Annotated in this window: 31 protein-coding genes and 1 rRNA gene; 31 read left to right on the plus strand and 1 reads right to left on the minus strand. The window is 49.6% G+C overall.

What is annotated here, in order from left to right; genetic code table 11:
- Positions 1-57 precede the first annotated feature (57 nt).
- The 29 genes from alr (at position 58) to AC0YNZ_RS18250 (ending at position 24016) form a co-directional block, all read left to right on the plus strand.
- Positions 58-1245, plus strand: coding sequence for an alanine racemase (gene alr, locus AC0YNZ_RS18110; protein WP_475827944.1), 1188 nt, complete (start codon positions 58-60; stop codon positions 1243-1245).
- Between the two features lie 227 nt (positions 1246-1472).
- Positions 1473-1754 carry a CopG family ribbon-helix-helix protein gene (locus AC0YNZ_RS18115; RefSeq protein ID WP_475827945.1) on the plus strand — a complete coding sequence of 94 codons (282 nt, stop codon included), beginning with the start codon at positions 1473-1475 and terminating at the stop codon, positions 1752-1754.
- A 3-nt stretch (positions 1755-1757) separates the two neighbouring features.
- Positions 1758-2108, plus strand: a complete 351-nt coding sequence (locus AC0YNZ_RS18120) for a type II toxin-antitoxin system PemK/MazF family toxin (protein ID WP_028609438.1) — start codon at positions 1758-1760, stop codon at positions 2106-2108.
- A 253-nt stretch (positions 2109-2361) separates the two neighbouring features.
- The gene (locus AC0YNZ_RS18125; protein WP_475827946.1) at positions 2362-3087 is read left to right on the plus strand and encodes a CpaB family protein; all 726 of its coding nucleotides are present in this window, start codon (positions 2362-2364) and stop codon (positions 3085-3087) included.
- Positions 3084-3932, plus strand: coding sequence for a CpaE/TadZ family protein (locus AC0YNZ_RS18130; protein ID WP_475827947.1), 849 nt, complete (start codon positions 3084-3086; stop codon positions 3930-3932). Before AC0YNZ_RS18125 ends, AC0YNZ_RS18130 begins: the two co-directional genes overlap by 4 nt.
- 44 nt (positions 3933-3976) lie before the next feature.
- Complete coding sequence (locus AC0YNZ_RS18135; RefSeq protein WP_475827948.1) at positions 3977-5302, plus strand: ATPase, T2SS/T4P/T4SS family; 1326 nt, start codon at positions 3977-3979, stop codon at positions 5300-5302.
- Positions 5295-6230, plus strand: a complete 936-nt coding sequence (locus tag AC0YNZ_RS18140) for a hypothetical protein (RefSeq protein WP_475827949.1) — start codon at positions 5295-5297, stop codon at positions 6228-6230. Before AC0YNZ_RS18135 ends, AC0YNZ_RS18140 begins: the two co-directional genes overlap by 8 nt.
- A 12-nt stretch (positions 6231-6242) precedes the next feature.
- Positions 6243-7136 carry a hypothetical protein gene (locus AC0YNZ_RS18145; RefSeq protein ID WP_475827950.1) on the plus strand — a complete coding sequence of 298 codons (894 nt, stop codon included), beginning with the start codon at positions 6243-6245 and terminating at the stop codon, positions 7134-7136.
- Positions 7137-7169: 33 nt separating this feature from the next.
- On the plus strand, positions 7170-7319 hold the full coding sequence (locus AC0YNZ_RS18150) for a hypothetical protein (RefSeq protein WP_475827951.1): 150 nt from the start codon (positions 7170-7172) through the stop codon (positions 7317-7319).
- Positions 7320-7362: 43 nt separating this feature from the next.
- On the plus strand, positions 7363-7509 hold the full coding sequence (locus AC0YNZ_RS18155) for a hypothetical protein (RefSeq protein ID WP_475827952.1): 147 nt from the start codon (positions 7363-7365) through the stop codon (positions 7507-7509).
- A complete protein-coding gene (locus AC0YNZ_RS18160) occupies positions 7506-7931 on the plus strand; it encodes a hypothetical protein (RefSeq protein ID WP_110772632.1) in 426 nt (141 codons plus the stop codon). The genes AC0YNZ_RS18155 and AC0YNZ_RS18160 overlap by 4 nt, the downstream gene beginning before the upstream one ends.
- Positions 7932-7952: 21 nt before the next feature.
- Positions 7953-8438: a hypothetical protein gene (locus AC0YNZ_RS18165; RefSeq protein WP_475827953.1), complete on the plus strand. Its 486-nt coding sequence runs from the start codon at positions 7953-7955 to the stop codon at positions 8436-8438.
- Positions 8439-8499: 61 nt separating this feature from the next.
- Entirely contained in the window at positions 8500-9723 is a 1224-nt protein-coding gene (locus AC0YNZ_RS18170; RefSeq protein WP_475827954.1) for a M24 family metallopeptidase, read from the plus strand.
- Positions 9724-9744: 21 nt separating this feature from the next.
- Positions 9745-10224: a PH domain-containing protein gene (locus tag AC0YNZ_RS18175; protein ID WP_475827955.1), complete on the plus strand. Its 480-nt coding sequence runs from the start codon at positions 9745-9747 to the stop codon at positions 10222-10224.
- Positions 10217-11752: a PH domain-containing protein gene (locus AC0YNZ_RS18180; protein ID WP_475827956.1), complete on the plus strand. Its 1536-nt coding sequence runs from the start codon at positions 10217-10219 to the stop codon at positions 11750-11752. The genes AC0YNZ_RS18175 and AC0YNZ_RS18180 overlap by 8 nt, the downstream gene beginning before the upstream one ends.
- Positions 11753-11899: 147 nt before the next feature.
- Positions 11900-12433 carry an RNA polymerase sigma factor SigY gene (gene sigY / locus AC0YNZ_RS18185; RefSeq protein ID WP_475827957.1) on the plus strand — a complete coding sequence of 178 codons (534 nt, stop codon included), beginning with the start codon at positions 11900-11902 and terminating at the stop codon, positions 12431-12433.
- Entirely contained in the window at positions 12420-12758 is a 339-nt protein-coding gene (locus tag AC0YNZ_RS18190) for a YxlC family protein (RefSeq protein WP_475827958.1), read from the plus strand. The genes sigY and AC0YNZ_RS18190 overlap by 14 nt, the downstream gene beginning before the upstream one ends.
- Positions 12746-12967 carry a sigmaY antisigma factor component gene (locus tag AC0YNZ_RS18195; RefSeq protein WP_475827959.1) on the plus strand — a complete coding sequence of 74 codons (222 nt, stop codon included), beginning with the start codon at positions 12746-12748 and terminating at the stop codon, positions 12965-12967. The genes AC0YNZ_RS18190 and AC0YNZ_RS18195 overlap by 13 nt, the downstream gene beginning before the upstream one ends.
- A 38-nt stretch (positions 12968-13005) precedes the next feature.
- Positions 13006-13212: a PLD nuclease N-terminal domain-containing protein gene (locus tag AC0YNZ_RS18200; RefSeq protein WP_475827960.1), complete on the plus strand. Its 207-nt coding sequence runs from the start codon at positions 13006-13008 to the stop codon at positions 13210-13212.
- Complete coding sequence (locus AC0YNZ_RS18205; protein WP_475827961.1) at positions 13212-14162, plus strand: ABC transporter ATP-binding protein; 951 nt, start codon at positions 13212-13214, stop codon at positions 14160-14162. Before AC0YNZ_RS18200 ends, AC0YNZ_RS18205 begins: the two co-directional genes overlap by 1 nt.
- Positions 14159-15004 (plus strand): ABC transporter permease, encoded by an 846-nt coding sequence (locus AC0YNZ_RS18210; RefSeq protein ID WP_475827962.1) that lies wholly within the window; start codon positions 14159-14161, stop codon positions 15002-15004. Before AC0YNZ_RS18205 ends, AC0YNZ_RS18210 begins: the two co-directional genes overlap by 4 nt.
- A 103-nt stretch (positions 15005-15107) precedes the next feature.
- Positions 15108-15491 carry an ATPase gene (locus tag AC0YNZ_RS18215; protein WP_110772643.1) on the plus strand — a complete coding sequence of 128 codons (384 nt, stop codon included), beginning with the start codon at positions 15108-15110 and terminating at the stop codon, positions 15489-15491.
- 162 nt (positions 15492-15653) lie between these two features.
- Positions 15654-15941, plus strand: a complete 288-nt coding sequence (gene gatC, locus AC0YNZ_RS18220; RefSeq protein WP_110772644.1) for an Asp-tRNA(Asn)/Glu-tRNA(Gln) amidotransferase subunit GatC — start codon at positions 15654-15656, stop codon at positions 15939-15941.
- A gap of 35 nt (positions 15942-15976) precedes the next feature.
- The gene (gatA, locus tag AC0YNZ_RS18225) at positions 15977-17434 is read left to right on the plus strand and encodes an Asp-tRNA(Asn)/Glu-tRNA(Gln) amidotransferase subunit GatA (protein ID WP_475827963.1); all 1458 of its coding nucleotides are present in this window, start codon (positions 15977-15979) and stop codon (positions 17432-17434) included.
- Between the two features lie 36 nt (positions 17435-17470).
- Positions 17471-18910: an Asp-tRNA(Asn)/Glu-tRNA(Gln) amidotransferase subunit GatB gene (gene gatB / locus AC0YNZ_RS18230; protein WP_110772646.1), complete on the plus strand. Its 1440-nt coding sequence runs from the start codon at positions 17471-17473 to the stop codon at positions 18908-18910.
- A 145-nt stretch (positions 18911-19055) separates the two neighbouring features.
- The gene (locus AC0YNZ_RS18235) at positions 19056-19766 is read left to right on the plus strand and encodes an MgtC/SapB family protein (protein WP_475827964.1); all 711 of its coding nucleotides are present in this window, start codon (positions 19056-19058) and stop codon (positions 19764-19766) included.
- Positions 19767-19828: 62 nt separating this feature from the next.
- A complete protein-coding gene (locus tag AC0YNZ_RS18240) occupies positions 19829-21664 on the plus strand; it encodes a DUF4097 family beta strand repeat-containing protein (RefSeq protein ID WP_475827965.1) in 1836 nt (611 codons plus the stop codon).
- Between the two features lie 75 nt (positions 21665-21739).
- Positions 21740-22174 carry a peroxide-responsive transcriptional repressor PerR gene (gene perR, locus AC0YNZ_RS18245; protein WP_475827966.1) on the plus strand — a complete coding sequence of 145 codons (435 nt, stop codon included), beginning with the start codon at positions 21740-21742 and terminating at the stop codon, positions 22172-22174.
- Between the two features lie 108 nt (positions 22175-22282).
- On the plus strand, positions 22283-24016 hold the full coding sequence (locus tag AC0YNZ_RS18250; protein WP_475827967.1) for a glycosyl hydrolase family 18 protein: 1734 nt from the start codon (positions 22283-22285) through the stop codon (positions 24014-24016).
- 174 nt (positions 24017-24190) lie between these two features.
- Here the strand turns inward: AC0YNZ_RS18250 and AC0YNZ_RS18255 are convergent, their stop codons facing one another.
- The gene (locus AC0YNZ_RS18255) at positions 24191-24550 is read right to left on the minus strand and encodes a YgzB family protein (protein ID WP_475827968.1); all 360 of its coding nucleotides are present in this window, start codon (positions 24548-24550) and stop codon (positions 24191-24193) included.
- Between the two features lie 154 nt (positions 24551-24704).
- Here AC0YNZ_RS18255 and AC0YNZ_RS18260 point away from each other — a divergent pair, with 154 nt between their 5' ends.
- Both AC0YNZ_RS18260 and AC0YNZ_RS18265 read left to right on the plus strand, forming a co-directional pair.
- A complete protein-coding gene (locus tag AC0YNZ_RS18260; protein ID WP_475827969.1) occupies positions 24705-25589 on the plus strand; it encodes a nucleotidyltransferase-like protein in 885 nt (294 codons plus the stop codon).
- Between the two features lie 379 nt (positions 25590-25968).
- Positions 25969-26053: ribosomal RNA gene (locus AC0YNZ_RS18265) — 16S ribosomal RNA — on the plus strand; the annotation flags it as partial.

The following is a 26053-nucleotide window of genomic DNA, read 5'->3' on the forward strand; positions in this document are numbered from 1 at the left end:
TATTGATGTTTGCTGCTCGGACTGTTGTGGCTGCCAAATGAGGAGAAGGTGAACGGCTTGGATTCGTTTTATCGCCCGACGAGGGTTGAATTATCATTAGATGCATTACGACATAATTTACAGGCTTTTCGCAATGCTATACCACAGGGCTGCCGGCTTATGGCTTCGGTCAAGGCGAATGCTTACGGGCATGGCGCTGTAGAGGTAGCACGTGAAGCAGAGCGCTTTGGCGTTGATTATTTAGGAGTCGCGTTTCTAGATGAAGCATTGCAATTGCGGAAGGCAGGCATTCAAACCCCGATTCTCGTGCTAGGTTTCGTGGCTGCGGATGCCTTGTCTGTCGCAAGAGAACACAATATTACGATAAGTCTGTTTCGGGATGACATTATAGAGGCTGCAGCTAAGCTGCCCGCTGACGTTGGCGGACGCAAGCTCAAGGTACACATCAAGATCGATTCCGGCATGGGAAGGCTTGGCGTGATCGGGAAGGACGCGGCGGTTTCCTTTATCGAGAAGGCTTTGCAAATACCTCAGCTTGAAGTTGAAGGCATGTTTACGCATTACGCCCGCGCAGACGAGTCTGACAAAAACTATACGATGCTGCAATACGACAGATTTCGTGAGGTTGCCGAGTATGTCGAACAGAAAGGCTTGCCTATCCCGATTATTCATGCAGCTAACAGCGCTGCAGGTATTGACACACCGCACTTTGCGGGAGGCATGCTGCGTCTGGGAATCAGTATGTACGGTTTATTTCCGTCTGAGGAAGTCAATCAGCAGCGCATCGAGCTGGAGCCTGTTATGACGCTCAAAACGGAAGTTGTTATGGTCAAAACAGCGCCTGCGGGCTGGGGAATCAGTTACGGCACGCGTTATGTGACCAAGGGTGAAGAACGTATCGGAACATTGCCGATCGGATATGCTGACGGCTTTAGCCGCATGCTATCAGGTAAAGCCCACGGGCTTGTGCGCGGCGTGAAGGTACCGGTTAGAGGTACGATTTGCATGGATCAATGCATGATTGCACTTGATCCTGCTGTTTCTGATACAGCTTCATTGCCCGTTGAGCCAGGGGAAGAGGTCGTGCTTATCGGGCGTCAGGGTAATGCTGTTATTACGGTGGAAGAAGTGGCACAGCAGCTTGGCACGTTAAACTATGAAGTAATCTGTATGCTTGCTGCCCGTGTACCTCGCATTTACGTAAGCGGTGGCCGAATTATTGCAATCAATAACCCCATAGCTTAGACATAATTCGATTTGGTAATTTTTTCATCTTTCATTTTTTTGTAAATGAAGAGGATTTTCGCCAAATATCTCGAATGTAGTAAGGCAGATCATCTATAAGGGTTATACATGAAAACATACAGCATATTTGATATACGGCTAACATAGATATGTTTAAGTATAGCATCGGCAATATATTGTCATAATGTGTATTAAGGTTTTGGAAAAGTTTTGGGGGTGCGAGTTCGGTGGCCAATGTACAAAATACCAAAAGAATCATGATTAGCCTGCCAGATCATTTGCTGGAAGAGGTTGACGGGATTGTTGCCAAGGAAAACTCCAACCGCAGCGAGTTTATTCGGCAAGCCATGAAGCTTTACTTGGTGGAGCGCAAAAAACGTCATATTCGAGAATCCATGCAGCGCGGGTATATGGAAATGGCGAAAATAAACCTGAACATGGCCTCGGAAGCTTTTCAAGCGGAGGAAGAAGCAGATCATACGTTAGGCCGTCTCGTAAGCGGGGTGTAGAGGTTGATTGTAAAACGCGGAGATGTGTTTTTTGCGGATTTATCGCCAGTCGTCGGATCGGAGCAGGGCGGTGTTCGCCCCGTGCTGGTCATTCAGAATGATATCGGTAATCGTTTTAGCCCTACAGTCATTGTGGCTGCGATCACAGCTCAAATTCAGAAGGCGAAGCTGCCTACTCATGTTGAGATGGATGCTGCCGCGCATGGCTTTGACCGCGATTCAGTCGTACTTCTTGAGCAAATCCGAACGATTGATAAGCAAAGGCTAACCGATAAGATTACGCATTTAGATGACGAAACGATGCGTAAGGTTGACGATGCTTTGTTGATTAGCGTTGGATTAATTGATTTTTGATGACGATGAGGGCTATTTAGCATCTAAAAGGGGTATCCTCTTCCTCTTGCTGAATGGCTTTTTTTGTTTGCTTTAACCGGATTTTGATGGAATTAGGAAAAAAATGCTAGACAAATGAAAATTCAATTGCTATTATGAACTCAATTACTTGTTGCAAACCTATATATGAGCTCTATTATGCGAAGAACGCACGCAGTACGCCTTAGATGGCTGCTGGTGCGTTCTTTTTTTATGCTCGGAGAGGAGTGTGGAGATGAAGAGGAGACGGAATGCCATTATTAGCTTAACGGCTGCAGTGCTGTCGGCAAGCATGGTTTACGGCATGTATGAGCTGCAGCGAATTCAAATTGAACGGGATGAGACGGTAGCCGTACTCGTTCCAAAGCGTTTTATCGGAGCGGGCGAGCGGCTGAAGGAAAGTGATCTGGAGTATAAAAGGGTTCCGCAGGCTGCTTATATTTCCGACATGGTAATCAAACTGGAGCATGCTGCAGGGAAGGAAACGATGATACCTCTAGGCAAAGGGGAACCGCTCTTGATTTGGAAGGTCGACGATTATTATTTGCAGCCCAGACGATCCGAATCGACGTTTCAAATTCCGAAGGAGTATATCCGCTCGATTTCAAACGGAATTAGAGCGGGCGACAAGGTGCTGCTTTATGCGTCGGGGGAGGATTCTCCCTCTAAGCGGCTCTATCCGGATGCGGTCACGGTGGCTTCGGTGAAGACGTCGGGCAACGTAGAGATCGATAATATCGAGAATCCCCATTTATTTTCGCTGGCTGAGGGAAACAAGGAGCAAATGTATGCTTCAAGGCGGGAAGCAAACGGGATGATTGATTACTTAAATTTAAATTTAACGGAGGAGCAGTGGCTTCACCTGGACAGCTTGTGCAAGAGCGGTGCCTTGAAGCTTGTCGTAGCATACAGCCCGCAATCGCTTGATTTGCTTGCCCGCAAGGAGGGGGATGGTCCGTGAACGGAGCTATAGCGCCACTAGCCGTTTTTATTGGCACTACGCCCAATATCGGAACGACGACAGCGGCGTTTGCAGCAGCTTACCGGATGGCAGAAGCAAGCGGCAAGCCGATCGGATATTTATGCCTCAATCTCAAGAGTGCGAAGATCCATCGCTACATAGGAGTTGACGAGCCGCTCGTTACGCTGGATAAGCTTCGTCCGGAGCTGCGCTCGTGCACATTGACGCCGGAGAAGCTGCGCAGAGCTGCCTACCCGGTACCAAGCCTGCCTAATTTGCAGGTGCTCTTCGGAAATCTAATGAGGGATCAAGCCGAGTATTTCACGCCAGAAGAAGCGCAGCATTTGCTTGCGGTCGCAGAGCAGGCCTTCTCGTTTGTAGTCACGGATGTGGGCGCTTATTGGGATAATGCAGCTACCATCTGCTCGGTCCGAAGAGCCGGCTCGCGAATTCTAGTGACTACGCCTGCTTTGTCGCATTTTCAAGAGGACGGCAGGCGCTGGATTGGACAAGTATCTCCTTTATTCGGGGTTGCTCCCGGACAATACGATTCGCTCATAATCAACGGTCCATGGAGAAATGGAGGTTATCAGATGAAGCATATTTGCAAAGAGCTGGGCACATCGCCGCTTGGCCGGCTTCAATTAAGCGAGCCGGTCTTTAGCCAATTGGATAGCGGAACGTATGCGGAATGGCTGAAAGCCGATACGGAGGGGAGACAAAAGATGCGAGAGCCCGCTAAAGCGTTGATGCAGCGGCATGGCATTCGCAGTATGGCGACACCGGTATCGGTTCAACCCTGGTACCGGAAGCTGCTCGCACACCGCAATGGTACAAGCTCGTGACGGCGCAGCAAAACCGGTTTTCGCCATCGGAGTTCGCAGCACAGATGCAATCGGAGAGGGAGCGTCGCGAGGATGCGGCAGCCGTCCCTTACCTGATTACTGACGCGCAGGAACAATTTGCCAAGCTCGCCGATGAGATCAGAACCTATTTAAGCGCTCCGCACGGGCTAGGCGAGGAAGAGCGCAGGCAATATAGCGAGACGTTGAATCGCGCTGTGCTCGGCTACTCGCAGGAGCGCGAGCAGGTTCTGGCGGTCATCACAGACCGGTTGATCAGGCTGCGCATCCATGAAGCGGCAAATGTACAGCATCCGTACCAAACTTTAGCAGAAGCGTTGTTTGCAGAGGTGATCGGATTGAGCGTCCTTGATTTGGTGCTCGCCGATAAGGAAGGACTGGAGGAAATTCAGGTTGTCGGTGAAAGAATTTTCATCGTGAAGCATGGCGTAACGGCTCCGTCACCCTATCGTTTTGACAGCATCCGGGAGGTGGAGCGAATCCAGCAAAATTTAGTCCTCTACAATAATGACCGCATTAATCCGCGTAAGCGGTGGGCTGAGGTGATGCTGCGCGACGGCTCGCGGGTGACGATGACCGGCTTTGGATTCACGGCAAGCCCAACCTTGACGATCCGTTTCTACACCGTCCGCAGCTTTAGCTTGGGGACGTTGTCCAGTCCGGCGTACAGAACGATGAATGGGCGGATACAGCGCTTGCTCAGAGCAATACTAGCCGCAAGATTCAATCTTGTTATCATTGGACCGACCAACTCGGGCAAAACAAATCTGATGAAGGCGTTGATCGCGGAGCTACCGGACGTGGAGCGGATCATTACGATCGAGGGGCGATTCGAGATGATGCTCGGGCGTGATTTTCCAAGCAAAAATGTCGTGGAATATATGACGGATGAAGAGGATGCCTATCACCGCTCGGATCAGGCTTTCAAGCTCGCGCTCAGGCAATCGCCTCAGCGTATCATCCACGCCGAAATTCGCGATTTGGACGCGAACATTTACGTTCGTGCCTGCACGCGCGGCCATTCCGGGAGTATGACGACAGTGCATGCCAATAAGCTCGAGGATGTGCCGGAGGCCATAACCGACATGTGCATGCTCGATGGCAGGGGCATGAACGCGGAACGTCTAGTGAAGCGTATCACGCAATATGTAACGGAAATCGGCATTGAAATGAGCTATTTGAACGGACGCCGGGTCATAAGCCGCATAGGCGAGCTGTGCTGGGAGGATGGGCAAGCCAATGTGAGAGATTGGGTGAGGTTCGACGAGGCGCAGAATGATTGGCTGTATCCATCGCCTCCATCGGTAAGCGCAGCGGCTCGACTCGCTGCTGGAGGAGATAACGATGAATAAGCTTTCGACAGCGGCAGCTGCATGCTTATTGTTTTGTTTATTTTTTCTCGCCTTGTATAACCTGCTTCTGTACTGGTCGAAGGAGCAGCAGCTGAGAAGCAAGCTGGCGTACCGAGCGGGCAGAGGCTGGCGAAGGTGGCTGTCCGGACGCTTTAAGCGTTATGAATGGCTTCGCCTCCATTTGTCTGAATTGCTGGAGACGCTTGAGCTGAAGATGACGCCGGCCGCATTTGCTTGTCTATCCGGCTTGCTGCTGCTGGCAGGGGTCGCATCGGGCGGTATATTTTTTCAAACCGCGAAAGGAGTTTTATTGTTCGGCGGCTTGCTGGGCTCGTTACCCTATACGTCGCTGAGGGCCATGCTCGTGCACCGGCGCATGCAGACGCAAATGGATTTTTTACCTGCGGTAGAGCTTTTTTATCAATGCTACCTCGTTACGGGGGAGCGTCAGGTAAGAATAGCGCTGCAGCGTACGGTGGAAGAGCGGAGACTGCTCGGGCCGATGCAATCGGTATTTGAGCAGCTTTACCGCAATCTGTCGGTACGAGGCGATGACGAGGCGAGCTTAAGGCTGCTCGCCGCATCGCTTGGTCATTTGTGGGCGGATTATTTCGTGAACATTTTGCGGGTGGCGCTTGTGGAGGGAGTACCCATATCGGACAGCTTAAAGGAGCTTCTGACCGATATGCGCAGGGCGAGGCGCGCGAACGAGCAGGAACGAAATCGGCTGCTGGAAATTCGCGTAGCCAATTTCTCGCCGATATTGTTTCTCGCTTTATTTATCGGAATCAACCTTCGGTACAACAAGGATAATTCCTATTTTTATTATGTCGTCGATCCGCAGGGTCGGGATATGCTGCTGAATGCGATGATGCTCATCTTCGCTTCGTTTCTGATGGGCTTATGGCTCTCGCGCAAAAAAATTTGAAAGGAGAACGCGATGCTTGAATGGACAGAACATGCGATAAGGCTAGCCGTCCTAATAGGTCAGTATATATTTGGAGCAGCGGCAATTTACGCCATACTCCAGCTTTGGCCGGCGCGTGCAGCCCGGTGGAAGCATCTGGCCGCCGTACTAAGCTGGCGGACGAAGCAAGCGCCGGATGGCTGGCTGCGGCTGTTCCGTATTTCAAGGCAGCATCCTTCCTTCATGGAGCGGGAGCTGCTGCTCGCAGGCTGCGGAGTAACGGTGGACGCCGCATGGTATGTATTTGCAAGAAGGCTTATGCTGCTCGCAGATAGCGGATTGATTATGATTGCAGCTGCTTGGCATGAGCGAATAAATGCGTTTGTCCCAACCTCTTATGCAGGTCCCGGCTTGCTGCTGATTATGCTGTTCCTTTATGTCGACTTAGTGTGGCTGCGTTCCATTCGCAAGATGCGTGCGCTTCAAATGACCAAAGAAATATTTGCCGTCAGCAAGCAGCTGCTTTACTTATCGGATTCCTCGCTGCATATCCATGCGAAGCTGCTGCGGTGCATCCCTTTTACGAGATCGATGCGACAGGACTTAGAGCAGCTTCTGGCCGAATGGTACCATGATGCGGGGGGAGCGCTGCAGCGGTTCAAGCAAAGGATTGGAACGGATGAGGGCCTCAGCTTTGTAGAGACGCTTGATGCGCTCCGCCTGCATGAGAGTCCGCAATATTATGAGCTGCTGCGCGTACATATTGCGGATTATAAGGAGAAGATCGAGCTGGCCAAAGAAAGCCGTAAGGAATCGACCTCTTATTTTTTGTTTGTTATTGCGGGCATTCCGATTTTATACACCTTCCAGGTGTTTATCTATCCCTGGGTGAGGGAGGGGCAGAAGCTGTTTCAGTCTCTTAGCTGAATTTTTGAGTCGATTGTGAAAGGAGGTGATAGCATGCGCAACATTTTGATGACAGTCATGCTGCTCGTTGTCGTTATCGTCCTGTTCAACACGATCATCGCGAAGGACACGACAGGAACAAGAAGCCAAATCGAATCGCAAGGAACGTCGGCAAACACGCGGATCGGCCAACTGCTACCGTAAGCTCAGCATCCCTGTATTTACGAATGAGCGGAGGTGTCCATTTTTGCGCGGTATTCTTGTATCCATGCTGCTGCTCGTTACTGTGATTATTCTCTATCAAGCCGTCGCGGAAGGCGATGGAGGAATGAAGCGGCAGCTTGATGGAGCGGGCGGCTCGGTTAGCGGCCACATTAGGGGAATGAGCCCATGAAGCAAATTTTAATATTCGTTTTGTTTGCCGCGCTATTATGCTGGCTAATGTTCTCCCCTATTTATAAGCATGTTCTTATCGTTAGGCAAGCCGTTCTGCAGCAGGAAGTCGATTATTTGCTGGAAGTAGGGGCTAGCGGCAGCTACGGCTACATCAGCGGGGAAATGCAGGAGCAGTCCAGACAGCGTTTGGCCCGGTTCGGCATGCGCCCTGACGAAATCGAATTTGAACTCGCTGCTGCGAACGGTCTTGCGGCATCGGACCCGAGCGCCCCTATTTTACGGGGAACCGGCATTTCGTTAACGATGAGTTATCCGTATGAGAACTTATTTGAAATTGACCGGTTAATCGGCTTGACGCCGCCATTGCCAAATGAGCGGATGCGGGCGTTTGGAATGAAAATGAGTGAATATGTGCCGTAAGCGAAGGAGGCGGATGAGCCGGTGTACAAGCTGCTGCTTATCGTAGTGATGATGACGGTATGGGTTTCGATTCATCTGCTGCAGGTGGACGAGGAGCTCGCCATGCAAACCTTATTCCAAGGCAAGCACGCAGTCAACCGGGCAGCGCATGCGGCGGCTCAGCAGCTTGATCAAGCGGCGCTTGGAGACGGCTTACTTCGTATAGCGCCCGATGAGGCGGCAAAAACAGCAGCTGTATATTTACAGGAAAATTTAAAGCTGGATGCGGACGGCGCGCCGCTGCCGGAATCATTCTTGAAGCAGCCGGTGGAGCTGGTCGTATTTGACATCGTAAATGCGGATCAAGCCTTCCCATATACTTACCGAAACGATGCCTACGACTATGAGGTTACGCTGCAGCAGCCGGGTGTGGTGATGATCGTCCATATCGCTTATCCGCGAGCCTTTCAAATATTGGAGCCAATAGAATGGGAAATAAAGGGGGCGGCAGAGCTCGTCGCAGGTTGACGGAAATTTGGAAAATTGGTGTAATAAGGGGAGGGAAATAGTATAGGAGTTGATTATCGAAATGACGGACATTACGCCTGATATTCCTGCTGAGCTTGTAAATCAGCGAATTGGACGTTTGCAGGAAGTGATGCAAGCGGAACAGATTGACGCTTTTCTTATTACTCAAAATGTAGATCTTTATTATTTTAGCGGGTCGATGCAAAACGGGTATTTGTTTGTTCCAAGCACTGGCAAGGCTACCTTTTACGTTCGGCGGAGCGTTTCGCGCGCCAGGCTGGAGACAGCGGTTCAGGTAGCTGAGCTCGGTGCTTTTCGTCAATTTGGAGAGACGCTTACTCAGCAATACGCGTATTTGTTTGTTAAAGGAACGGAACTGAAGATAGCAGCCGATCTGGATGTGCTTCCGGCCCAGCTTTACTTAAAGCTGTCGGAGCTGCTTGGCACGTCGGGCCGCTGCGAGCTTATTGACGGTTCAGCCCATATTCGCAAAATACGAATGATAAAAGCGCCATGGGAGATTAGCCGAATTGAAGCCGCTGCCGAGGTTGTGGCAGAAGCGCTAAGCGAGGCTTTGAACGTGCTGAGGGAAGGGATAAGCGAGCTTGAGTGGATGGCGCGCGTTGAATACGAGCTTCGCATCCGCGGGCATATCGGCTTGATGCGCATGCGCGGCTTCAATCAAGAGATTACGACCGGCATGGTTATTTCGGGGGCAGCGGCAGCCGTTCCGACTTATTTTGACGGGCCTGCCGGCGGTCTTGGACTGGGCGCGTCTTCACCGCAAAGCGTCAGCAGGTCGGTCATCAAGCGAAATGAACCCATATTAATCGATATCGGCTGCTGCGTGGACGGCTATGTCATTGATCAGACCCGCACGGCCGTAATCGGCGGGCTTTCTGAAACGCTGCAGCATGCGTATGATGTGTCGGAGTCGGTCATTGCGTCGGCAGAGAAGCTGATGATACCCGGTACGCTTTGCTCGAAGCTTTACGAAGATGCCCTTGAGAGATGTGCAGCGGCAAAGCTGTCGGAGCATTTTATGGGATTTGGCGCAGATCAGGCCAAGTTTCTGGGGCATGGCATCGGGCTGGAAATCGATGAGTGGCCTGTACTTGCGAAAGGCTTTCAAATGCCGCTGGAGTCTGGGATGGTTATTGCTGTAGAACCCAAATTCACGTTTCCGGGGCAGGGCGTGGTTGGCATCGAGAACAGCTATTTGATTACGGAGCATGGTGCTAGAGCGCTGACTCGTTCGAAGGCGGGACTAATTGTACTGCCTTAGACAAAGGGGGGAGATACATAAATGGATCGGGTGTTAACAAGGCGGCTTCACCGTGACTATATTACGGTTTACCGTATTAGCGGACTTATTACGCATGGGATCTTACTGGCTTTCATTATCGCTTATTTTACATTTTCCTTAATTTGGGATTGGACGCTAATACCCGGCTGGATCGCACTCGCGATCGTTGTAATCACGTTTGTATTGTTTACATGGATGATCCCGCAGATGAAATATGCAAGATTTCAATATGAGCTGTTTGACGATGAGCTGGAAATCCAATCGGGACTTATCTTTTTGAGCAACGTGCTCGTACCGATGGTTCGTGTGCAGCATGTTGAGCTGGAAAGCGGACCGCTGATGCGCAAGTACGATCTGGCCAGCGTATCGATCGTTACCGCTGCGACGACGCATCGGATTAGCGGCTTAAAGCAGCCGGAAGCGCAGCAGCTGAAGCGGCGGATAGGTATATTGGCTAAGGTGGATGATCAGGATGAATGAGCGCCGTACGCTTCATCCGATCTATATTTTGTTCGGGCTGCTGAATACGATCCGAGGTTTTCTTCCTTTAATATTAATCGGATTGCTTAAAGGAACGGATTGGTTAGGGCTGGAGTGGTATTGGTATGCAGGTGCTGCATTACTTGCGACCGCTATATTAGCGTTCAGCTTCCTTGAATGGAGACGCTTCGGCTTTTGGCTGGAGGAGGATCGGATCATCATTCGCAAAGGGTGGCTGCGCCGGGACGAGAAGACGATTTACTATGGACGCATCCATTCCGTCAACGTAGAGCAGCCGCTTATACAGCGGTTGCTCCGAGTAGCGCAGGTCAAGATCGAGACTCCAGGCGGCAGCAACAAGGCGGACGGTATTTTGCCTGCGCTCTCGATTAAGGAAGCAAACGATATTCAGCATATGCTAAGAAGGCAAGCGAAATCGAAAAGCGAGCCCGTTCATGCAGCAGCGTCTGACCCCGCTGCACGGGACGATAAGACGGCGAACCAGCCGTTGATTGTAAAGGTGAATGACAAGCCGCTCACGGCAGAGGCTCCGGCTGAACAGGGCAGAAGCGCGCCGGCCTTCTCGCTGCATCCGGCACAGCTGCTTCAAGCGGCTGCGACTTCGATGAATTTCGGTCTCGTTGCGGCTTTTACCGCAGGTTTGTACTCCTTTGCAGATGATTTTATTGATCTGCTGCTTCCGGATCATTTTTTCGAGAATGTTATGGAAGATTCGGCGAGCTTGATGCCAAGCTATATATTTATCTTCTTTATTATCGTCATTGGGCTCGGGCTTGCCTGGCTGCTTTCCATTATACTGTACGTCTTAAAGTACAGCGGCTTCTCGGTAAAAAGGGACGGCAGGCAAATATCGGTTTCCTACGGACTGCTGGAGAAGAAAAATTTCGTCTTTGATTCGAAGAAGGTGCAGGCTGTCATCGTTAAGGAAGGACTGCTGCGTCAAGCGTTCGGTTACGCGGAAATTCAGCTCCAGGTCGTGTCATCGGATAAGAAGGAGCAGCTTATGCTGCATCCATTTCTAAAGCGCACAGACGTTCAGGGGGTGCTGAAAGATTTTGTGCCGCAGGTAAAGCTTCCTGCTAATGCTGAATTGACGGAAGCGCCGAAGCGGGCGCTGCTTTATTACGTTAGAATCGAGCTGCTGCTTACAATGCTGGCATGTACCGCTTTAATCATGTTTTTTCACACGGAAGGCTTATGGTCGCTGCTTCTTCTGCCTCTCGTCCTATGGTGGAGAAGCAGCTGTCATAACGCGGCAGGCGTTAGGCTGAGTGAAGGCCAGCTTACGCTTCGCAATCGATTTTTATCCAGGTCAACCTATTTGATTCGGAGGCCTCAAATCGTTACGATGCGGGTGAGCCGATCGGTTGGGCAGCAGCGTAAGAAGCTGCTCACGTTATCTGTGCGTGCGCTCGGCAGCCCGCTCGAATACCGCGTGAAATGTCTCGACCGCAAGGACGTCGAGCCTGTGTGGCAGTGGTACAGCCGCAGTCAAAGTAAACAATAGAATAGGCATTTCATCTCAACAGCTGCAGAAGAGCTTAACGCTTCCGCAGTTGTTTTTTTTGTAAAAAACTTTTTAATCCCAGTGAACGAAATAAGAGGGTTAACCGTCTTAATTACATACAGACGAAATAAAGGAGGTTACGCGCTCGTGCTTGACGAGACGAAGCTGATTAAGCAAGCGGTTCGCGGCGATTCGCGAGCGCTCTCTGAGCTGCTGCGGCACAACTATACTTTTCTTTATCAATATGTGCTGAAGGTGACGCTGAACAAATCCCGTGCGGAGGATATAACGCAGGAGACGATGCTGAAGGCGATTGAGAAAATCGCGACGTTCAAAAACAAAGCTAAATTTTCGACGTGGCTCATTACGATTGCTTCAAGGCTTGTCGTGGACCGAGTTCGCCGGAGTGAGCTTGAAAAGCATTGGCTGCAGGAGGAGCAGTCGCTGCATTCTATTCGCTACGATACGTTGCAGCGGGGAGATGAATGGCCGGAGGCGCTGCAAGCGTTAGGTCAGCTGAACAGCGATATTCGGATCCCGGTACTGCTCAAGTATTATTACGGCTATGCGCAGGAGGAGATCTCCTCGATGCTGGACATACCGGTAGGTACAGTGAAATCAAGGCTGCATAACGGTTTGAAGCAGCTGCGGAAGGAGCTAACGGAACATGAAGAAGCTTAAAGAGGATCATAACGATCAGCAATGGTTCGATGAACAGTTAGGAGAAGCAGTAACCCGTTTTGACGCCACTCATGCGCCGCCTGTTCCGGAGCTTCAGCATTTCGAAGACTTCGTGCAGGCGCATAAGCGGGAAACGAAGAAAAAGCTTTGGAAGGAGCTCATGCTGTTTTGGTTAACGGCAGGCTTCATTTTCGGCTCGATGCTGTGGATTATAGATCGTAATTGGATATGGTTCGCTATCCTTCAAGCCGTTATTACAGCGGGCGGAATTGGATTCGTCAGTATGACGTTTGGCCGAAGGAGGGTGCGCACATGGAAGAGCTAAAGGTTTTACCCGTCTGGTGTTGGGTGCTGCTCATCGCTGTGCTGGTTACGCAGTCGACCTGGCTGTTTATTGATGCCCGCAAAAGAGACAGCATGCCTTGGGTTTGGGGCCTATGGGGATTGATTCAATTTCCGATGCCGCTCCTCTTTTATTTCGTATTTGTGCGAAGCGGCTGGTTCCGGCGGGGTGGCGGCAAGAACAAGGAGTAAATCGTGTGCACTGCGGTCAAAAAAAGGGGGTCGTTAGGATGAACGAGCAAATTGAGCTGTCGCAAATCTTGCCTATCGTTGCGCCCGTACTCGTCATTCAGTTGATTTTGATGATGATCGCTTTGGTGCTTTGCGCGAAGGCGGAGAACACGCGCGGACCAAAGTGGATGTGGGTGCTCATTATTTTATTTGCTAATATTGTTGGGCCTATTGCCTTCTTTATTGCCGGAAGGAGGAGCGAGTGATGGAGGCGCTGCTTAAGGTGAAGGGCTTAACGAAAACATTCGGTACGGTTCAGGCGGTAGCGGGCATCGACTTTTCGATAACCGAAGGCCACTGCGTTGCGCTGCTGGGTCCTAACGGAGCTGGGAAAACGACGACGATCCGGATGATTACGGGGCTGTTAAAGCAGACTGCAGGGCAAATGGACTTTCCGGGCTCTGCCCAAGCAGGCCATCATCGAGCATTGATCGGCTACTTGCCCCAATCGCCTTCGTTCTATTCTTGGATGACGGGTTACGAATATGTTGTTTATGCGGCAAAATTATGCGGCCTAAGCGCCGAAGCTGCAAAAAAACGCGCAAAGGAGCTATTGGAGCGGGTCGGTATTTCCAGCGCCGCCAAGAGACGAATAAGCTCCTATTCAGGCGGGATGAAGCAGCGGCTTGGCCTGGCTCAAGCGCTTGTGCATCACCCAAAGCTGCTTGTCATGGATGAACCGGTATCCGCGCTTGATCCGCTTGGACGCAGAGAGGTGCTTGAGCTGCTGCGCGGGCTGAAGCATGAAACGACGGTGCTGTTCTCGACTCATGTTCTGCATGATGCGGAAGAGCTGTGCGATGACGTTATTATTATTCAAAACGGGAAAATCGCTCTGCAAGGGGCGATTGAGGCTATCCGCAGCGAGCACCGCAAGCCGGTCATCGAGCTTCAGCTTGAAAAGGACGATCATTCCAAACGCTGGCTATCCGCTTATATGGAGGGAATCCTTTCTTCCATGGATGATGGAAAGAGCGCTGGCTTATTTCATGATGTCCAGCTGCAGAATGGGGTTGCCCGGTTTACCGTTAACGAATTGGACGCAGCAAGAAGGAAGCTGCTGGAGGAGCTGACGAGCTCGCAAGTAAAAGTGAGCAGACTGGAAATCGGCCATACGTCATTAGAGGATTTATTTATGAAGGTGGTGACTGCATGAGCATCAAAGCTTTGGGACGATCACATCTCATAGAAGATAAACGGACTGCTTCATCAAACTTTACCCGGTTCATCGTTATGGTTCAAAAGGAGCTTCTCGAGCTTGTTCGCAGCTTTAAGCTGCTTTGGGTACCGCTTGTCTACTTATTGCTGGGCATTATGCAGCCGGTATCCGCTTACTTCATGCCGGTTATCCTTGAGCAGGCAGGCAGCTTACCGGAAGGAACGGTTATTGAAATACCGAAGCCTCCGGGCTCCGAGGTGCTTGCGCAAACGCTGCAGCAATTCGGCACGCTTGGCGTTCTTGTTCTTGTGCTCGTCTGTATGGGTACGGTATCGGGTGAGCGCAACAGCGGTACGGCATCGCTCATCCTCGTGAAGCCGATTTCAGTGCTATCCTTTATCGGTTCCAAGTGGACCGCTATGCTGCTGCTTACTTGGGGCTCGCTCACCGCCGGCTATTTCGCTTCTTGGTATTATACGGGTCTGTTATTCGGAGAAGTACCGCTTGCGAAGGTAATTAGCAGTCTTCTCGTTTATGGCTTATGGCTGTCCTTTGTGGTAACGATAACGATACTTTTCAGCGCGCTGCTCCGGAGCCCTGCCGCGGCGGCCTTTTCGACGCTTGGCGGCGCCGTCGCGCTGTCCTTGCTGGCGGGCCTTTTCCCTAAGCTTCTTGGGTGGAGCCCTGGTGCGTTAAGCGGCTTTGCATATCAATCTGTTACTACGGGGATCGTTAATGCCAGCCGATTCGGATGGTCGGTAACTTCGGCAGTTGTATGCATTGCAGCGGCTATAACGATATCCGCAGGGATGCTTCGCAGAAGTTCGGCTCTAGAATAAAAAAATGTATTCTATTAACTCTCTCTTCGATTGGACACCGCTATTATTTTTTAGTAGGATAGAAGTGAAAGAATCAGCGGCGAAGAAACAGGAGTTGAGGACGATGCTACAACTAGGTACAAAGGTCGTCATAGTGGCTGACCAATATGAACAAAACCTTCCCATCGGGGATTATGGTTATATAATAGCGTACGACCGTAATGCGGATAATGTATTTGATTATGTGCTGAGAGTCCCTTCGGCCAACCGGAACTTTCTTATTCCCGATGAAGACGTGGAGCTTGAAGAAGTGCTTATTCAAGATGAAGTTGACCGCATTGAGCGGGAAGCGCTTATCGATTTTGCGCTGGCTACGCACAACGAGGAATTGTTTAAACGCATTATGAACGGCGGGAATGAGCCAGAACCGGAACCGGAGAATGCAGGCAAGGAACCGCTCAGTCCAGCGGACTTTATTCGTCAAGTTAATTTAAAGGCTTGGATTTAATCCACAGCCGCGCATAGCGGACTGTTCTGTATGTCACCTTGCTGACTTCGGGACAGTCTTTTTTTTGTGCAAAAGGCAACTTGCCGTTTACATTGATGTTCGCCCTACAAGTGAGATATAATAGGAAGAATGATTACAGGAATAGGAAAGGAAGAATACCAGATGAGCATTACGCCCAAGGATGTAGAGCATGTCGCCAGACTGGCGCGGTTAGAGCTTTCCGATTCGGAGAAGGATCAATTTACGGATCAGCTCAATGCTATTTTGAAATATGCGGAAAAGCTTAACGGCTTGGATACGGAAAATGTCGAGCCGACCAGCCATGTGCTGCCAATCACGAACGTCATGCGTGCGGATGAGAAACGCCAGTCGCTGCCGATCGAGAAGGTGCTGCTGAACGCGCCTGATGATGAGGATGGACAATTTAAAGTACCTGCGGTGCTTGAATAATAAGAATGGGTTTTAATTGAAGGGAGGAACTACTGTTGGCACTGTTTGATTTGCGCCTGCAGGATGTACATAACAAGCTTAACAATAAGGAACTATCCGTTTCTGAGCTGGTTAGCGCATCATATGCGAGAATTGCGGAAACCGAGCCTGCTATCCAGGCTTTTATTACATTGAATGAAGAGAACGCACGCTTGCAGGCTTCCAAGCTGGATAAGCAATTGCAAGAAGGCGGCGAACGCGGTTTGCTGTTTGGACTGCCGGCGGGCATTAAGGATAACATTGTGACGGAAGGCTTGCTGACGACCTGTGCGAGCCAGTTCTTAAGCAATCATAATCCGATTTATGACGCATCCGTCGTTCGCAAGCTAAAGGCTGCTCAATCGGTAACGATCGGCAAGCTGAATATGGATGAATTCGCAATGGGCGGTTCGAATGAGAACTCGAGCTACTTCCCAACACGCAATCCATGGAATACAGAGTACGTGCCTGGCGGCTCAAGCGGCGGCTCAGCGGCGTCTGTTGCTGCAGGGCAGGTATACTTCTCGCTTGGTTCTGACACGGGCGGTTCGATACGTCAGCCCGCAGCGTATTGCGGCATCGTCGGCTTGAAGCCGACCTACGGTCTTGTTTCACGCTTTGGACTAGTTGCCTTCGCATCGTCTCTGGACCAAATCGGCCCGCTTACCAAAAATGTGGAAGATTCCGCTTATGTGCTGCAAGCCATTGCCGGCTATGATGCAAGCGACTCTACCTCCGCCAATGTGGACATTCCGGACTACACCTCCGCTTTGACGGGGGATGTTAAGGGCCTCCGCATCGGCGTGCCGAAGGAATACCTTGGTGAGGGCATCGATCCGCGTGTGAAGGAAGCGGTGCTTAAGGCTTTAGCCGTGTACGAATCGCTAGGTGCGACATGGGAAGAGGTTTCGCTTCCGCATACCGAATATGCGATCGCTACTTACTACCTGCTCGCTTCATCGGAAGCTTCTTCTAACCTGGCCCGATTTGACGGCGTACGCTATGGCGTTCGTGCGGACAATCCATCGAATCTGATCGATTTGTATAAGAAGTCACGCAGCGAAGGCTTTGGCCCTGAAGTAAAACGCCGCATTATGCTCGGTACGTATGCGCTTAGCTCCGGCTATTATGATGCTTACTATTTGAAGGCACAGAAGGTGCGCACGCTTATTAAGCAGGATTTTGACCAAGTGTTTAATGAATATGATCTTATCATCGGACCAACGGCTCCGACACCGGCTTTCCGAATCGGGGAGCAGGTTGGCGATCCGTTGACGATGTATTTAAACGATATTTGTACGATACCGGTTAGCTTGGCGGGTGTTCCTGCCATAAGTATTCCTTGCGGTTCCGCTGATGGCTTGCCAATCGGCCTGCAAATTATCGGGAAAGCGTTCGACGAATCGACGGTGCTGCGCGCCGCTCATGCGTTCGAGCAGAACACGGAGCATCATAAACAACGTCCGCAGCTATAAGCGGATCTATATACGTTTACGAAGGGATCGATACGAATGTCTGAACCGAACAAATACGAGACGGTTGTCGGGCTGGAAGTCCATGTGGAGCTGCATACGAATAGTAAAATCTTTTGCGGCTGCTCTACGGCTTTCGGCGCGCCGCCGAACACCCATACCTGTCCAGTATGTCTTGGACATCCCGGCGTGTTGCCGGTATTGAACCGCCAAGCGGTTGAATATGCAATGAAGGCGGCAATGGCACTCAACTGTCAAATTGCCGACATCAGCAAGTTTGACCGTAAAAACTACTTTTACCCGGATTCGCCTAAGGCGTACCAAATTTCGCAATTCGATCAGCCGATCGGCGAGCACGGTTGGATCGAGATCGAGGTGAATGGTGAGACGAAGCGAATCGGCATTACTAGACTGCATCTAGAAGAGGATGCGGGCAAGCTGACCCACGTTGACGGCGGATATGCATCTCTTGTCGATTTTAACCGTGTCGGTACGCCGCTTATCGAGATCGTATCCGAGCCGGATATTCGCACTCCCGAGGAAGCGAAGGCTTACTTGGAGAAGATCAAAGCGATTATGCAGTATTGCGACGTTTCTGACGTGAAGATGGAAGAAGGCAGCTTGCGCTGTGATGCGAACATCAGCTTGCGTCCTTACGGACAGAAAGAATTCGGTACGCGTGCCGAGCTCAAAAATATGAACTCCTTCCGCGGCGTTCAGCGCGGCCTTGAGTATGAGCAGTTCCGCCAAGCGGAAATTCTCGACAGCGGCGGTGAAGTGATCCAAGAGACTCGTCGTTTCGACGATGCGCTCGGCAAATCCTTCTCTATGCGCGGCAAGGAAGAAGCTCATGATTACCGCTACTTCCCGGACCCGGATCTCGTTTCGCTGCATATCAGCGAAGAATGGAAGCAAAGCATCCGTGCTACGATTCCAGAATTGCCGGATGCCCGCAAAGCGAGATATACGTCTGAGTACAGTCTGCCTTCTTATGATGCGGAGGTTATTACTTCATCTAAGAAGCTTGCGGACTTTTTCGAGGAAAGCCTTTCCTATACGAAGGATGCCAAAGCCGTTTCGAACTGGATCATGGGTGATCTCCTTGGCTATTTGAATGCGAACGGCCAAGAAATCTCCGATGTGAAAATAACGGGCCAAGGACTTGGCGAAATGATCGGCCTGCTTGAGAAAGGAACGATCAACGGAAAAATTGCCAAGACCGTATTCAAAGCTATGCTGGAATCAGGTAAGCTGCCGCAGCAAATCGTTGAGGAGCAGGGCCTCGTTCAAATTAGCGACGAAGGCGCAATTCAATCTATTGTAAATGAGATCATAGAAGCGAATCCGCAATCGGTCGAGGATTACAGAGCCGGCAAAGAGAAAGCGATTGGCTTCCTGGTTGGACAAATCATGAAGGCATCCAAAGGTAAAGCAAATCCTGCACTTGTAAATAAGCTGCTTGTTGAGCGGCTGAAATAAGTGCATCTGCACGTTAAGACGCGGCTCATCGCTATGATGAGCTGCGTCTTTCTTTTTGATCATCGTTATGGACATGAGACCTGTAAGCTCCAATTGCCGCATATAATTATGTTACAATAACGTGTAGAGAAAGGTCGGATCGCGTATGGTGTTGAATACAGTTCATAATCCTTGGTACATCAGTGAAATGCACATTTTGCTGAGGCTGCTTCTCGCCCTGCTGCTAGGCGGTCTCGTAGGGTTCGAGCGCGAGCAGTCGAATCATGCGGCAGGACTGCGAACGAATATTTTGGTTTGTTTAGGCTCTTGCTTGCTTATGCTTCTCTCCATGTACGGCTTTTCTGCTTTTGTTGATGAGCCGAACGTAAGGGTCGACCCTGCGCGTCTAGCCGCGGCTGTCATTACCGGCATTGGCTTTCTCGGAGCCGGCACAATTTTATTTACGGGGAAATCGATAACTGGCTTAACGACAGCAGCTTCGCTCTGGGTCGTGTCTGCTATTGGTTTGGCTGTCGGAGCGGGCTTCTATTTCGCATCGGCAACAGCAACGATTATGGTGCTGGTTACGTTATGGGCCTTCAATAAGCTGGAGAAAAGGTATATAAGCACAAAGAGAGCGCATCTGCTCAAAATAAAAGCCAATGACCTGTCTCAAGCTTTGCTTGATATAAATGGATTGCTGACGGAGCATAAAATCATCATTCGGAAAATACTGCTGGAGGAGTGCGATGGCGATGGAGAAGGCGACCAGATAATGCTGCAGGTCTATATTACGTTGCCGAAATCGGAAGCGCTGCTTATGCTGCTTGACAAAATAAAGCATTTGGAGGGTGTGCGTTGGGTCAGCTCAGAATAAAACGAACCAAAAACAGGCTGCTCACCGTATTATTTGCGTTTGCTTTGCCAGGAGCAGGTCATATGTATACAGGACAGCATCCGAAGGGTTTGCTGCTAATTGCCGCCTTCCTGCTGGATTTAACGGCGATTGTTCGGCTGGCCGATTCGGATGGAGGCAGCCATTTACTGCTTATCGTTTATTTAGGTATCATGCTGCCAGTCTTTTACTTCATTAGCGTGTTTGATTCTTTGCAGAGCACGGAAGCAGAGGATCACAGCCCCGTTGCATTAAGCCGCATGCATGGTATTTTACTTTTAACAGCGGGAAGCTTTATGCTTATTTTAGTAAAGCCTCCCGAAGCGATTTTGCCCTGGATGAATGAGCTTGCGGAGCTGTGCGTGGGCCCAATTTTAATAATTGCTTCAATTACGTTGCTGTTACGTTCACGGAAAGGATCGGTATCTATGTTTAAGCTAGGACGTTTTACGGCAGCTGCGCTTGTCCTAACCGTGGGGGCATTGCTTCTGTGGGACCAAATTCAAGGTCGGAATGATATTTCGCTACTTGGACAATGGTGGCCGGTCATATTTATCTTATTAGGCCTTGAAATCATATTGTTTAGCGTAAAGTTTAATGGAATGGAAAAGAAGCTCAGGCTTGACGTCGCAGGCGGAATGGTTGCGTTAGCGATTACGCTGACTGCATACGTCGTAACGCAATACGCGGATATTCCTTTTCGCTGGTTGGATCAATTTAACGTTGATCTGAACGGGTCTGCGGAATATGGCGAAGAGAAGGGTTTCCGCTACGACAAGGCAATCATTAAAGTTCCGCTGGATGAAGAGGCATCGTTAATACGCATCGTAAATCCGAATGGACAAGTAACCGTTCGTTCGGGCGACGTGCAGGAGATCGAGCTTCTGACAGCGGTATGGGTTGATTTGACCGACAAAGCGGAAGCTGATGCCGTAGCAGAACAATCCACAGTGAAAATTAATCCAGGAGCAGAGATGACGTTTGAGGCTAAAGGCCAATCATTCGGAGCTAACGGAAGCAGGAAGCCGAGAATGAATATGATCATCACGGTGCCAATGTCCCTGTCTGATCGGCTGGAAGTGGATGAGGCGCCTGCAACATCACCCTTGACCTTGGAAAGCGCTGCCGGGTTGGAGAAGCCAAACACAACTGGAATTCCGATCGATTCTAGCGAGCAGACGGCGACGGACGCTCTTGAAGTACCGGATACAAGTCTAGACGATATGTCTGAGCAAACACCAGAAACCGAGGAAGAACCGAAGTCGGCGTTAAAGCTGAAGGTGGAATCAGGAAACGGTTCAGTCGATATCAAGTCCCTAACGCTGCCTGGAGGTCTCGACATTCGAAGCAATAGCGGATTAATTGCCGTTAGCAACATTAATGGCTCGGTTTCCGTCAAAGGTAACAATGGCGGTATAAATGTGACTGGCATAATTGGGGACAGCAGTCTTGAAACGAAGAACGGCACGATTACGGCTGCGTCGATTCAAGGCAAGCTTTTTGCCAATACGCTCAATGGAAGCTTGGAAATCAAGGAGATTAAGGGTGACATTGAAGCCGAAACGAAAAACGGTAAAATCAAAATGGACGGTGCAGGTGCTTCTGTAAAAGCGGATACCCTTAATGGCAGCATTGAGCTAAGCAGCGCCAAAGTAGGCGGTGATTGGGATTTGGACAGCTCCGTCGGCGAGATTAAGCTTGCCATGCCAATGGATGGCCATTTCACGGTTAACGGATCGGTAACTTTCGGTAATATTACGACCGAGCTGCCGCTTGAGGTGAGTAAAAAAACGATAAGAGGCACAATGGGCAAGGGCACTTACCGGATCCAAATTAACGCCACCAACAGCATTGCGATCAAACAATTTGGGCTTTCCTAAAAAGGCGCTTTCATTGACAAACTCGCAAATGAGAACGTACAATAGTCGTAACTACTTAGGAAGGGCGTGAGGGGAATGGGAGCCAGCGTTAACTTAGCACTGGAGCAACTGAAGATGAATGGCGTCCGAATGACCCCGCAACGTCACGCCATATTAAGCTACTTGATGGACTCGATGTCTCATCCGACTGCAGATGAAATTTATAAAGCGCTCTCTCCCTTGTATCCGAGCATGAGCGTAGCTACCATATATAACAATCTGCGTTTATTTGTAGAAGCTGGATTAGTGCGTGAGCTGACTTATGGCGATGATTCTAGCCGTTTTGATTCGGATTTATCTGATCATTATCATGCCATTTGTAAAAAATGCGGTTCAATCGTCGACTTTGATTATCCGCCTCTGCTAGAGGTTGAGCGTGCTGCATCACGCGTGACGGGGTTTGTGGTTGAAGGCCACCGGATGGAAATATACGGTATTTGCTCTACATGCAATAGTAAATCAGCGAAATAATTGGCTTTAAGCCAATAGGAACGTGCCGGGAAGCGATAAACGCTAATCTGCACGTTTTTTATTATGGCAATTTTATAGTCATAAAGTACCAAACAGGAGAGTGATGACTTGGAAACGATTCACAACCGGGCGCCACGTCGAAGAGACAGCCGAGGTGTTCGGAGCTTGTTTTTTTTCTTTATTGTGGGGGTAATAAGTGCTTTTTGCTGGTATGGGTACATGCGTTTTATTCCGAATAGTGAAATGGTTGATCCCGGCTATCATTCCGAATACCCGGTCATCATTCAAGGTATAGAGGCCGAGCAAGGGGCCATTATTGAGAATAAAGAAGTAAAGCTGCCTCTTTCCGCGGTGCAGCAAGTGTTGGGCGAGGACAAGCCTATCCGGTATGAACCGGATTCTGGCTCCATTATTTTGACGACGGCTAATAAGGTACTTCATCTTAAGACAGACTCTTTAACGGCAACGATTAATCAAAAGCCTTATAATTTAACGATTGCCGCAGAAACATCTGACGGGACCGTCTACATTCCGGCAGAGCCCTTGAAGGAGCTATACGGCTTACAAGTGGAATTCGTGCAGGAGACGGGTATCGTAACGCTGCTATCAGCGGGAGACGCGGTTCAACTTGCTGAAGCAGCAAGTGAGAAGGGAGCAGCCATTCGAAACGAGCCGACCATTCGAGCGCCCTATGTAGAGAAGGTGCCTCAATCGGCAACGGTTAGAATTTGGAAGGAGCAGGATGGGTGGCTGCTTGTTCAAAGCAGCAGCGGGCTGACTGGCTTCATTAACAAAAAAGACGTGAAGCTGACGACGATTGATCAAATGCCAGATCAAGTGCGTGATCCTGCTTTCATTGCTTGGAAGGTGCTTGGCAACAAAATTAATATGACATGGGAAGCTGTCTATGACCGGAAAATCGATACCTCTACGATCGGTCCCATGCAGGGTGTAAATGTAGTTAGCCCTACTTGGTTTGCATTGGCAGATGATAAAGGGACGATTAAAGGCAAGGCTGATTCTGCATACGTGAAATGGGCGCATCAGCAAGGCATGCAAATTTGGGCGCTGTTCAGCAATGATTTTGAGCCGGACCGTACAACAAAAGCATTAGCAACCGTGGAAACGAGATTTTTCATGATACAGCAGCTAATTGCTTTTGCCGAAGTTTATGGTTTGCAGGGGATTAATATCGATTTCGAAAATGTGCATACCTCCGATAAGGCCAACTTTGTGCAGTTTGTTCGCGAGCTGACACCGCTGCTCCACGAGCAAGGCTTGGTTGTGTCGATTGATGTAACACCGAAATCGAATAGCGAAATGTGGTCACTGTTTCTTGATCGCGCAGCGTTAGGCAGGATAGCCGATTATATGATGGTAATGGCTTATGACGAGCATTGGGCGTCGAGCCCGAAGTCGGGTTCAGTCGCTTCCTTGCCTTGGACGGAGAGCTCACTCGTTCGTATTATGAATGAGGATGGCGTTCCTCCAAGCAAGCTTATTCTTAGTATGCCGCTCTATACCCGAATATGGACGGAGAAGAAGGGCGTAGACGGCAAAATAGCAGTCACTTCGAAAGCGGTCGGAATGGAGCAAGTAAAGGAATTAATTAGCGCGAAGAAGCTGAAACCGGTGCTTGACGCAGCGGCAGGTCAGCATTACGTGGAATATAAGGAAGGCGGCGCTTTGAACCGGATTTGGATAGAGGATGATGTATCCATGAAGGCTCGGGTCGCGCTTGTTCGCAAGTATAATTTAGCAGGCGCCGCAACGTGGCAGCGATCGTTCCAAACGGCATCCATTTGGGAAACGATCGACAAAGCCATTAAGACTAGGCCATAATTTATTTATAATAGCGATTGCACTTATTTCATAAAGAAACGCCCCCTTTGCGAAGGGGGCGTTTCTTTTTTGAAATATAAGAATTTATCAGCTTTGCTTCTTGGAGAGGGCTTATATTTCATCGCGAAACGAGCTTTCCGTTAAAGCGTGGCGTCTGCCGTTGCGTTTCGTTTGTTAAACTTGCTGTTCAGACGAACTATGCGTCGCTTGAGCAGGATCCAACGTGAGCATCGTTTTGCAGTACATGCAGCGATCGGTTTTCCCAAGCATTTTGGTTGGACGTCCGCATTCAGGACATTGCAGCATCGTGGCGCTTGTCGACATCATGCCAGCCCAGAAATAGACGGCTACACTGATGAGCAAGGAGATCATGCCGATTACCATGAAGATTGCAGCGATAATTTTGCCGGTCTGTCCCCAGAAAACGATGCCGGCTGTGCCGAGTATCATTACGCCCATACCGACCAGGGTGAAAACGAGCCCCCAGAGACGGAATTCATTAATTTTGGCGGACTTAAAAAAGAAGTTTTTCATGCATTCAAACCCTTCCTATGACTAATGACTTATGAATTTGAGACTGTTTTCTAAGTTAGTAAGCAGGAAAGTGCCTCTAACCTGTCGAAAAAGAATAAAACTGTAGATTTTTATTATAGCGTAATAAAATGTGATTAGCTATATGGAGGAACCCGTGGAACATATAAAAGCACACTTCGCAGACAGCTATCGAGACGAACCAGATGTAGTCGGTTTGGCTGTTATTGAAAACCCATATCCATATAATCCTTTAATTGATGGATTAGATTCATTAGTACTCGTCGTAGCGGAGGGAAATAAAGCCCGCAATGAGACGGAGCATGTCCAAATCTCAGGACAGCGGGTAATGATTCGTACAATTGATTCTATAAGTTTGAATGACTGGTTGGCCGGTGGAGAAAATCGTAATATTATTGAGTGGCTAGTTCGGGGGGAGATCTTGGTGGATCGCGACGGCTATTTAAGTAGTGTACGTGAACGACTGCTCCAGTTTCCCGAGACAATGCGGGAGCAAAAGCAGTTTACGGAGTTTGCCGGTTTTTTAAGAACTTATTTGCAAGCGAAGCAGGATCTGTTGGATGGCAATTTGTTGGATGCATACAGCCATGTGCTAACGGCGCTGCATCATTGGGCTCATATTGTTCTTATAGAAGAAGGGCGTCATCCGGAGCTCACGGTGTGGAAGCAGCTGAAGCGGGTTCACCCTGGGATATACAAGCTTTATGAGGAGCTTACCGTAAGTCCGGAAACATTGGAGCAAAGAGTGCAATTAGTTATGCTCGGCTGCGAGTTCTCTATAATGAGCAAGATGAAAACAAGCTGCGCTTTATTATTTAAAATACTCGGAAGCCGCGAGGAGCCATGGAGTATAGCTGAGCTGCAGTCGCATTCCTCCATAAATGTATTGCATGTCGATTTATCGCTTATTTTGCAAAAGCTGGTGAAGCGGGAGTACATTCGTGAGGTCGCTGTTATGAATGAATTAGGAGATATCGGCGCTCTTGAATTACGCTACATGATGAATAACACACTAAGCTAATATCAACAGTATATATAAGAATAAAGCGCTTGGTTGCCTGTATCTAAAGTGGCAAAGAAGTGCTTTTTTTATTGATTATGAATTTCTGAAAAACATGCTTGACTTCAACAAACGTCAGATGATATATTAATACTCGCCGCTTTTACAGCAAGCACATTCGCGAAAACGACAATTTCAAAAAAAATGTCGAACGACGAAAAAAAGTACTTGCAAAGAGATAGGCGAATGTGATATATTATAAAAGTCGCCGATACGAAATACGCGGTCGACACGAAAGAAAAGATTGTTCTTTGAAAACTGAACAACGAGTAATAACTGCCTCGCAAATCCTTCGGGATAAGCGAAAAAGCGATAAAAAGTAATGAGCAAGTCAAACACCAATTTGGAGAGTTTGATCCTGGCTCAGGACGAACGCTGGCGGCGTGCCTAATACATGCAAGTCGAGCGGATCTTGTCCTTCGGGA

The organism is Paenibacillus sp. J2L1-98, from assembly GCF_056269405.1.

What these genes read in the sequence shown, in the direction of transcription:
- AC0YNZ_RS18125 (WP_475827946.1), top strand. Translation starts at nt 2,362, where the DNA reads ATGAAGAGGAGACGGAATGCCATTATTAGCTTAACGGCTGCAGTGCTG.
- AC0YNZ_RS18135 (WP_475827948.1), top strand. Translation starts at nt 3,977, where the DNA reads ATGCAATCGGAGAGGGAGCGTCGCGAGGATGCGGCAGCCGTCCCTTAC.
- AC0YNZ_RS18140 (WP_475827949.1), top strand. Translation starts at nt 5,295, where the DNA reads ATGAATAAGCTTTCGACAGCGGCAGCTGCATGCTTATTGTTTTGTTTA.
- AC0YNZ_RS18145 (WP_475827950.1), top strand. Translation starts at nt 6,243, where the DNA reads ATGCTTGAATGGACAGAACATGCGATAAGGCTAGCCGTCCTAATAGGT.
- AC0YNZ_RS18150 (WP_475827951.1), top strand. Translation starts at nt 7,170, where the DNA reads ATGCGCAACATTTTGATGACAGTCATGCTGCTCGTTGTCGTTATCGTC.
- AC0YNZ_RS18160 (WP_110772632.1), top strand. Translation starts at nt 7,506, where the DNA reads ATGAAGCAAATTTTAATATTCGTTTTGTTTGCCGCGCTATTATGCTGG.
- AC0YNZ_RS18170 (WP_475827954.1), top strand. Translation starts at nt 8,500, where the DNA reads ATGACGGACATTACGCCTGATATTCCTGCTGAGCTTGTAAATCAGCGA.
- AC0YNZ_RS18175 (WP_475827955.1), top strand. Translation starts at nt 9,745, where the DNA reads ATGGATCGGGTGTTAACAAGGCGGCTTCACCGTGACTATATTACGGTT.
- AC0YNZ_RS18180 (WP_475827956.1), top strand. Translation starts at nt 10,217, where the DNA reads ATGAATGAGCGCCGTACGCTTCATCCGATCTATATTTTGTTCGGGCTG.
- AC0YNZ_RS18190 (WP_475827958.1), top strand. Translation starts at nt 12,420, where the DNA reads ATGAAGAAGCTTAAAGAGGATCATAACGATCAGCAATGGTTCGATGAA.
- AC0YNZ_RS18195 (WP_475827959.1), top strand. Translation starts at nt 12,746, where the DNA reads ATGGAAGAGCTAAAGGTTTTACCCGTCTGGTGTTGGGTGCTGCTCATC.
- AC0YNZ_RS18200 (WP_475827960.1), top strand. Translation starts at nt 13,006, where the DNA reads ATGAACGAGCAAATTGAGCTGTCGCAAATCTTGCCTATCGTTGCGCCC.
- AC0YNZ_RS18205 (WP_475827961.1), top strand. Translation starts at nt 13,212, where the DNA reads ATGGAGGCGCTGCTTAAGGTGAAGGGCTTAACGAAAACATTCGGTACG.
- AC0YNZ_RS18210 (WP_475827962.1), top strand. Translation starts at nt 14,159, where the DNA reads ATGAGCATCAAAGCTTTGGGACGATCACATCTCATAGAAGATAAACGG.
- AC0YNZ_RS18215 (WP_110772643.1), top strand. Translation starts at nt 15,108, where the DNA reads ATGCTACAACTAGGTACAAAGGTCGTCATAGTGGCTGACCAATATGAA.
- gatC (WP_110772644.1), top strand. Translation starts at nt 15,654, where the DNA reads ATGAGCATTACGCCCAAGGATGTAGAGCATGTCGCCAGACTGGCGCGG.
- gatB (WP_110772646.1), top strand. Translation starts at nt 17,471, where the DNA reads ATGTCTGAACCGAACAAATACGAGACGGTTGTCGGGCTGGAAGTCCAT.
- AC0YNZ_RS18235 (WP_475827964.1), top strand. Translation starts at nt 19,056, where the DNA reads ATGGTGTTGAATACAGTTCATAATCCTTGGTACATCAGTGAAATGCAC.
- AC0YNZ_RS18240 (WP_475827965.1), top strand. Translation starts at nt 19,829, where the DNA reads ATGTATACAGGACAGCATCCGAAGGGTTTGCTGCTAATTGCCGCCTTC.
- perR (WP_475827966.1), top strand. Translation starts at nt 21,740, where the DNA reads ATGGGAGCCAGCGTTAACTTAGCACTGGAGCAACTGAAGATGAATGGC.
- AC0YNZ_RS18255 (WP_475827968.1), bottom strand. Translation starts at nt 24,550, where the DNA reads ATGAAAAACTTCTTTTTTAAGTCCGCCAAAATTAATGAATTCCGTCTC.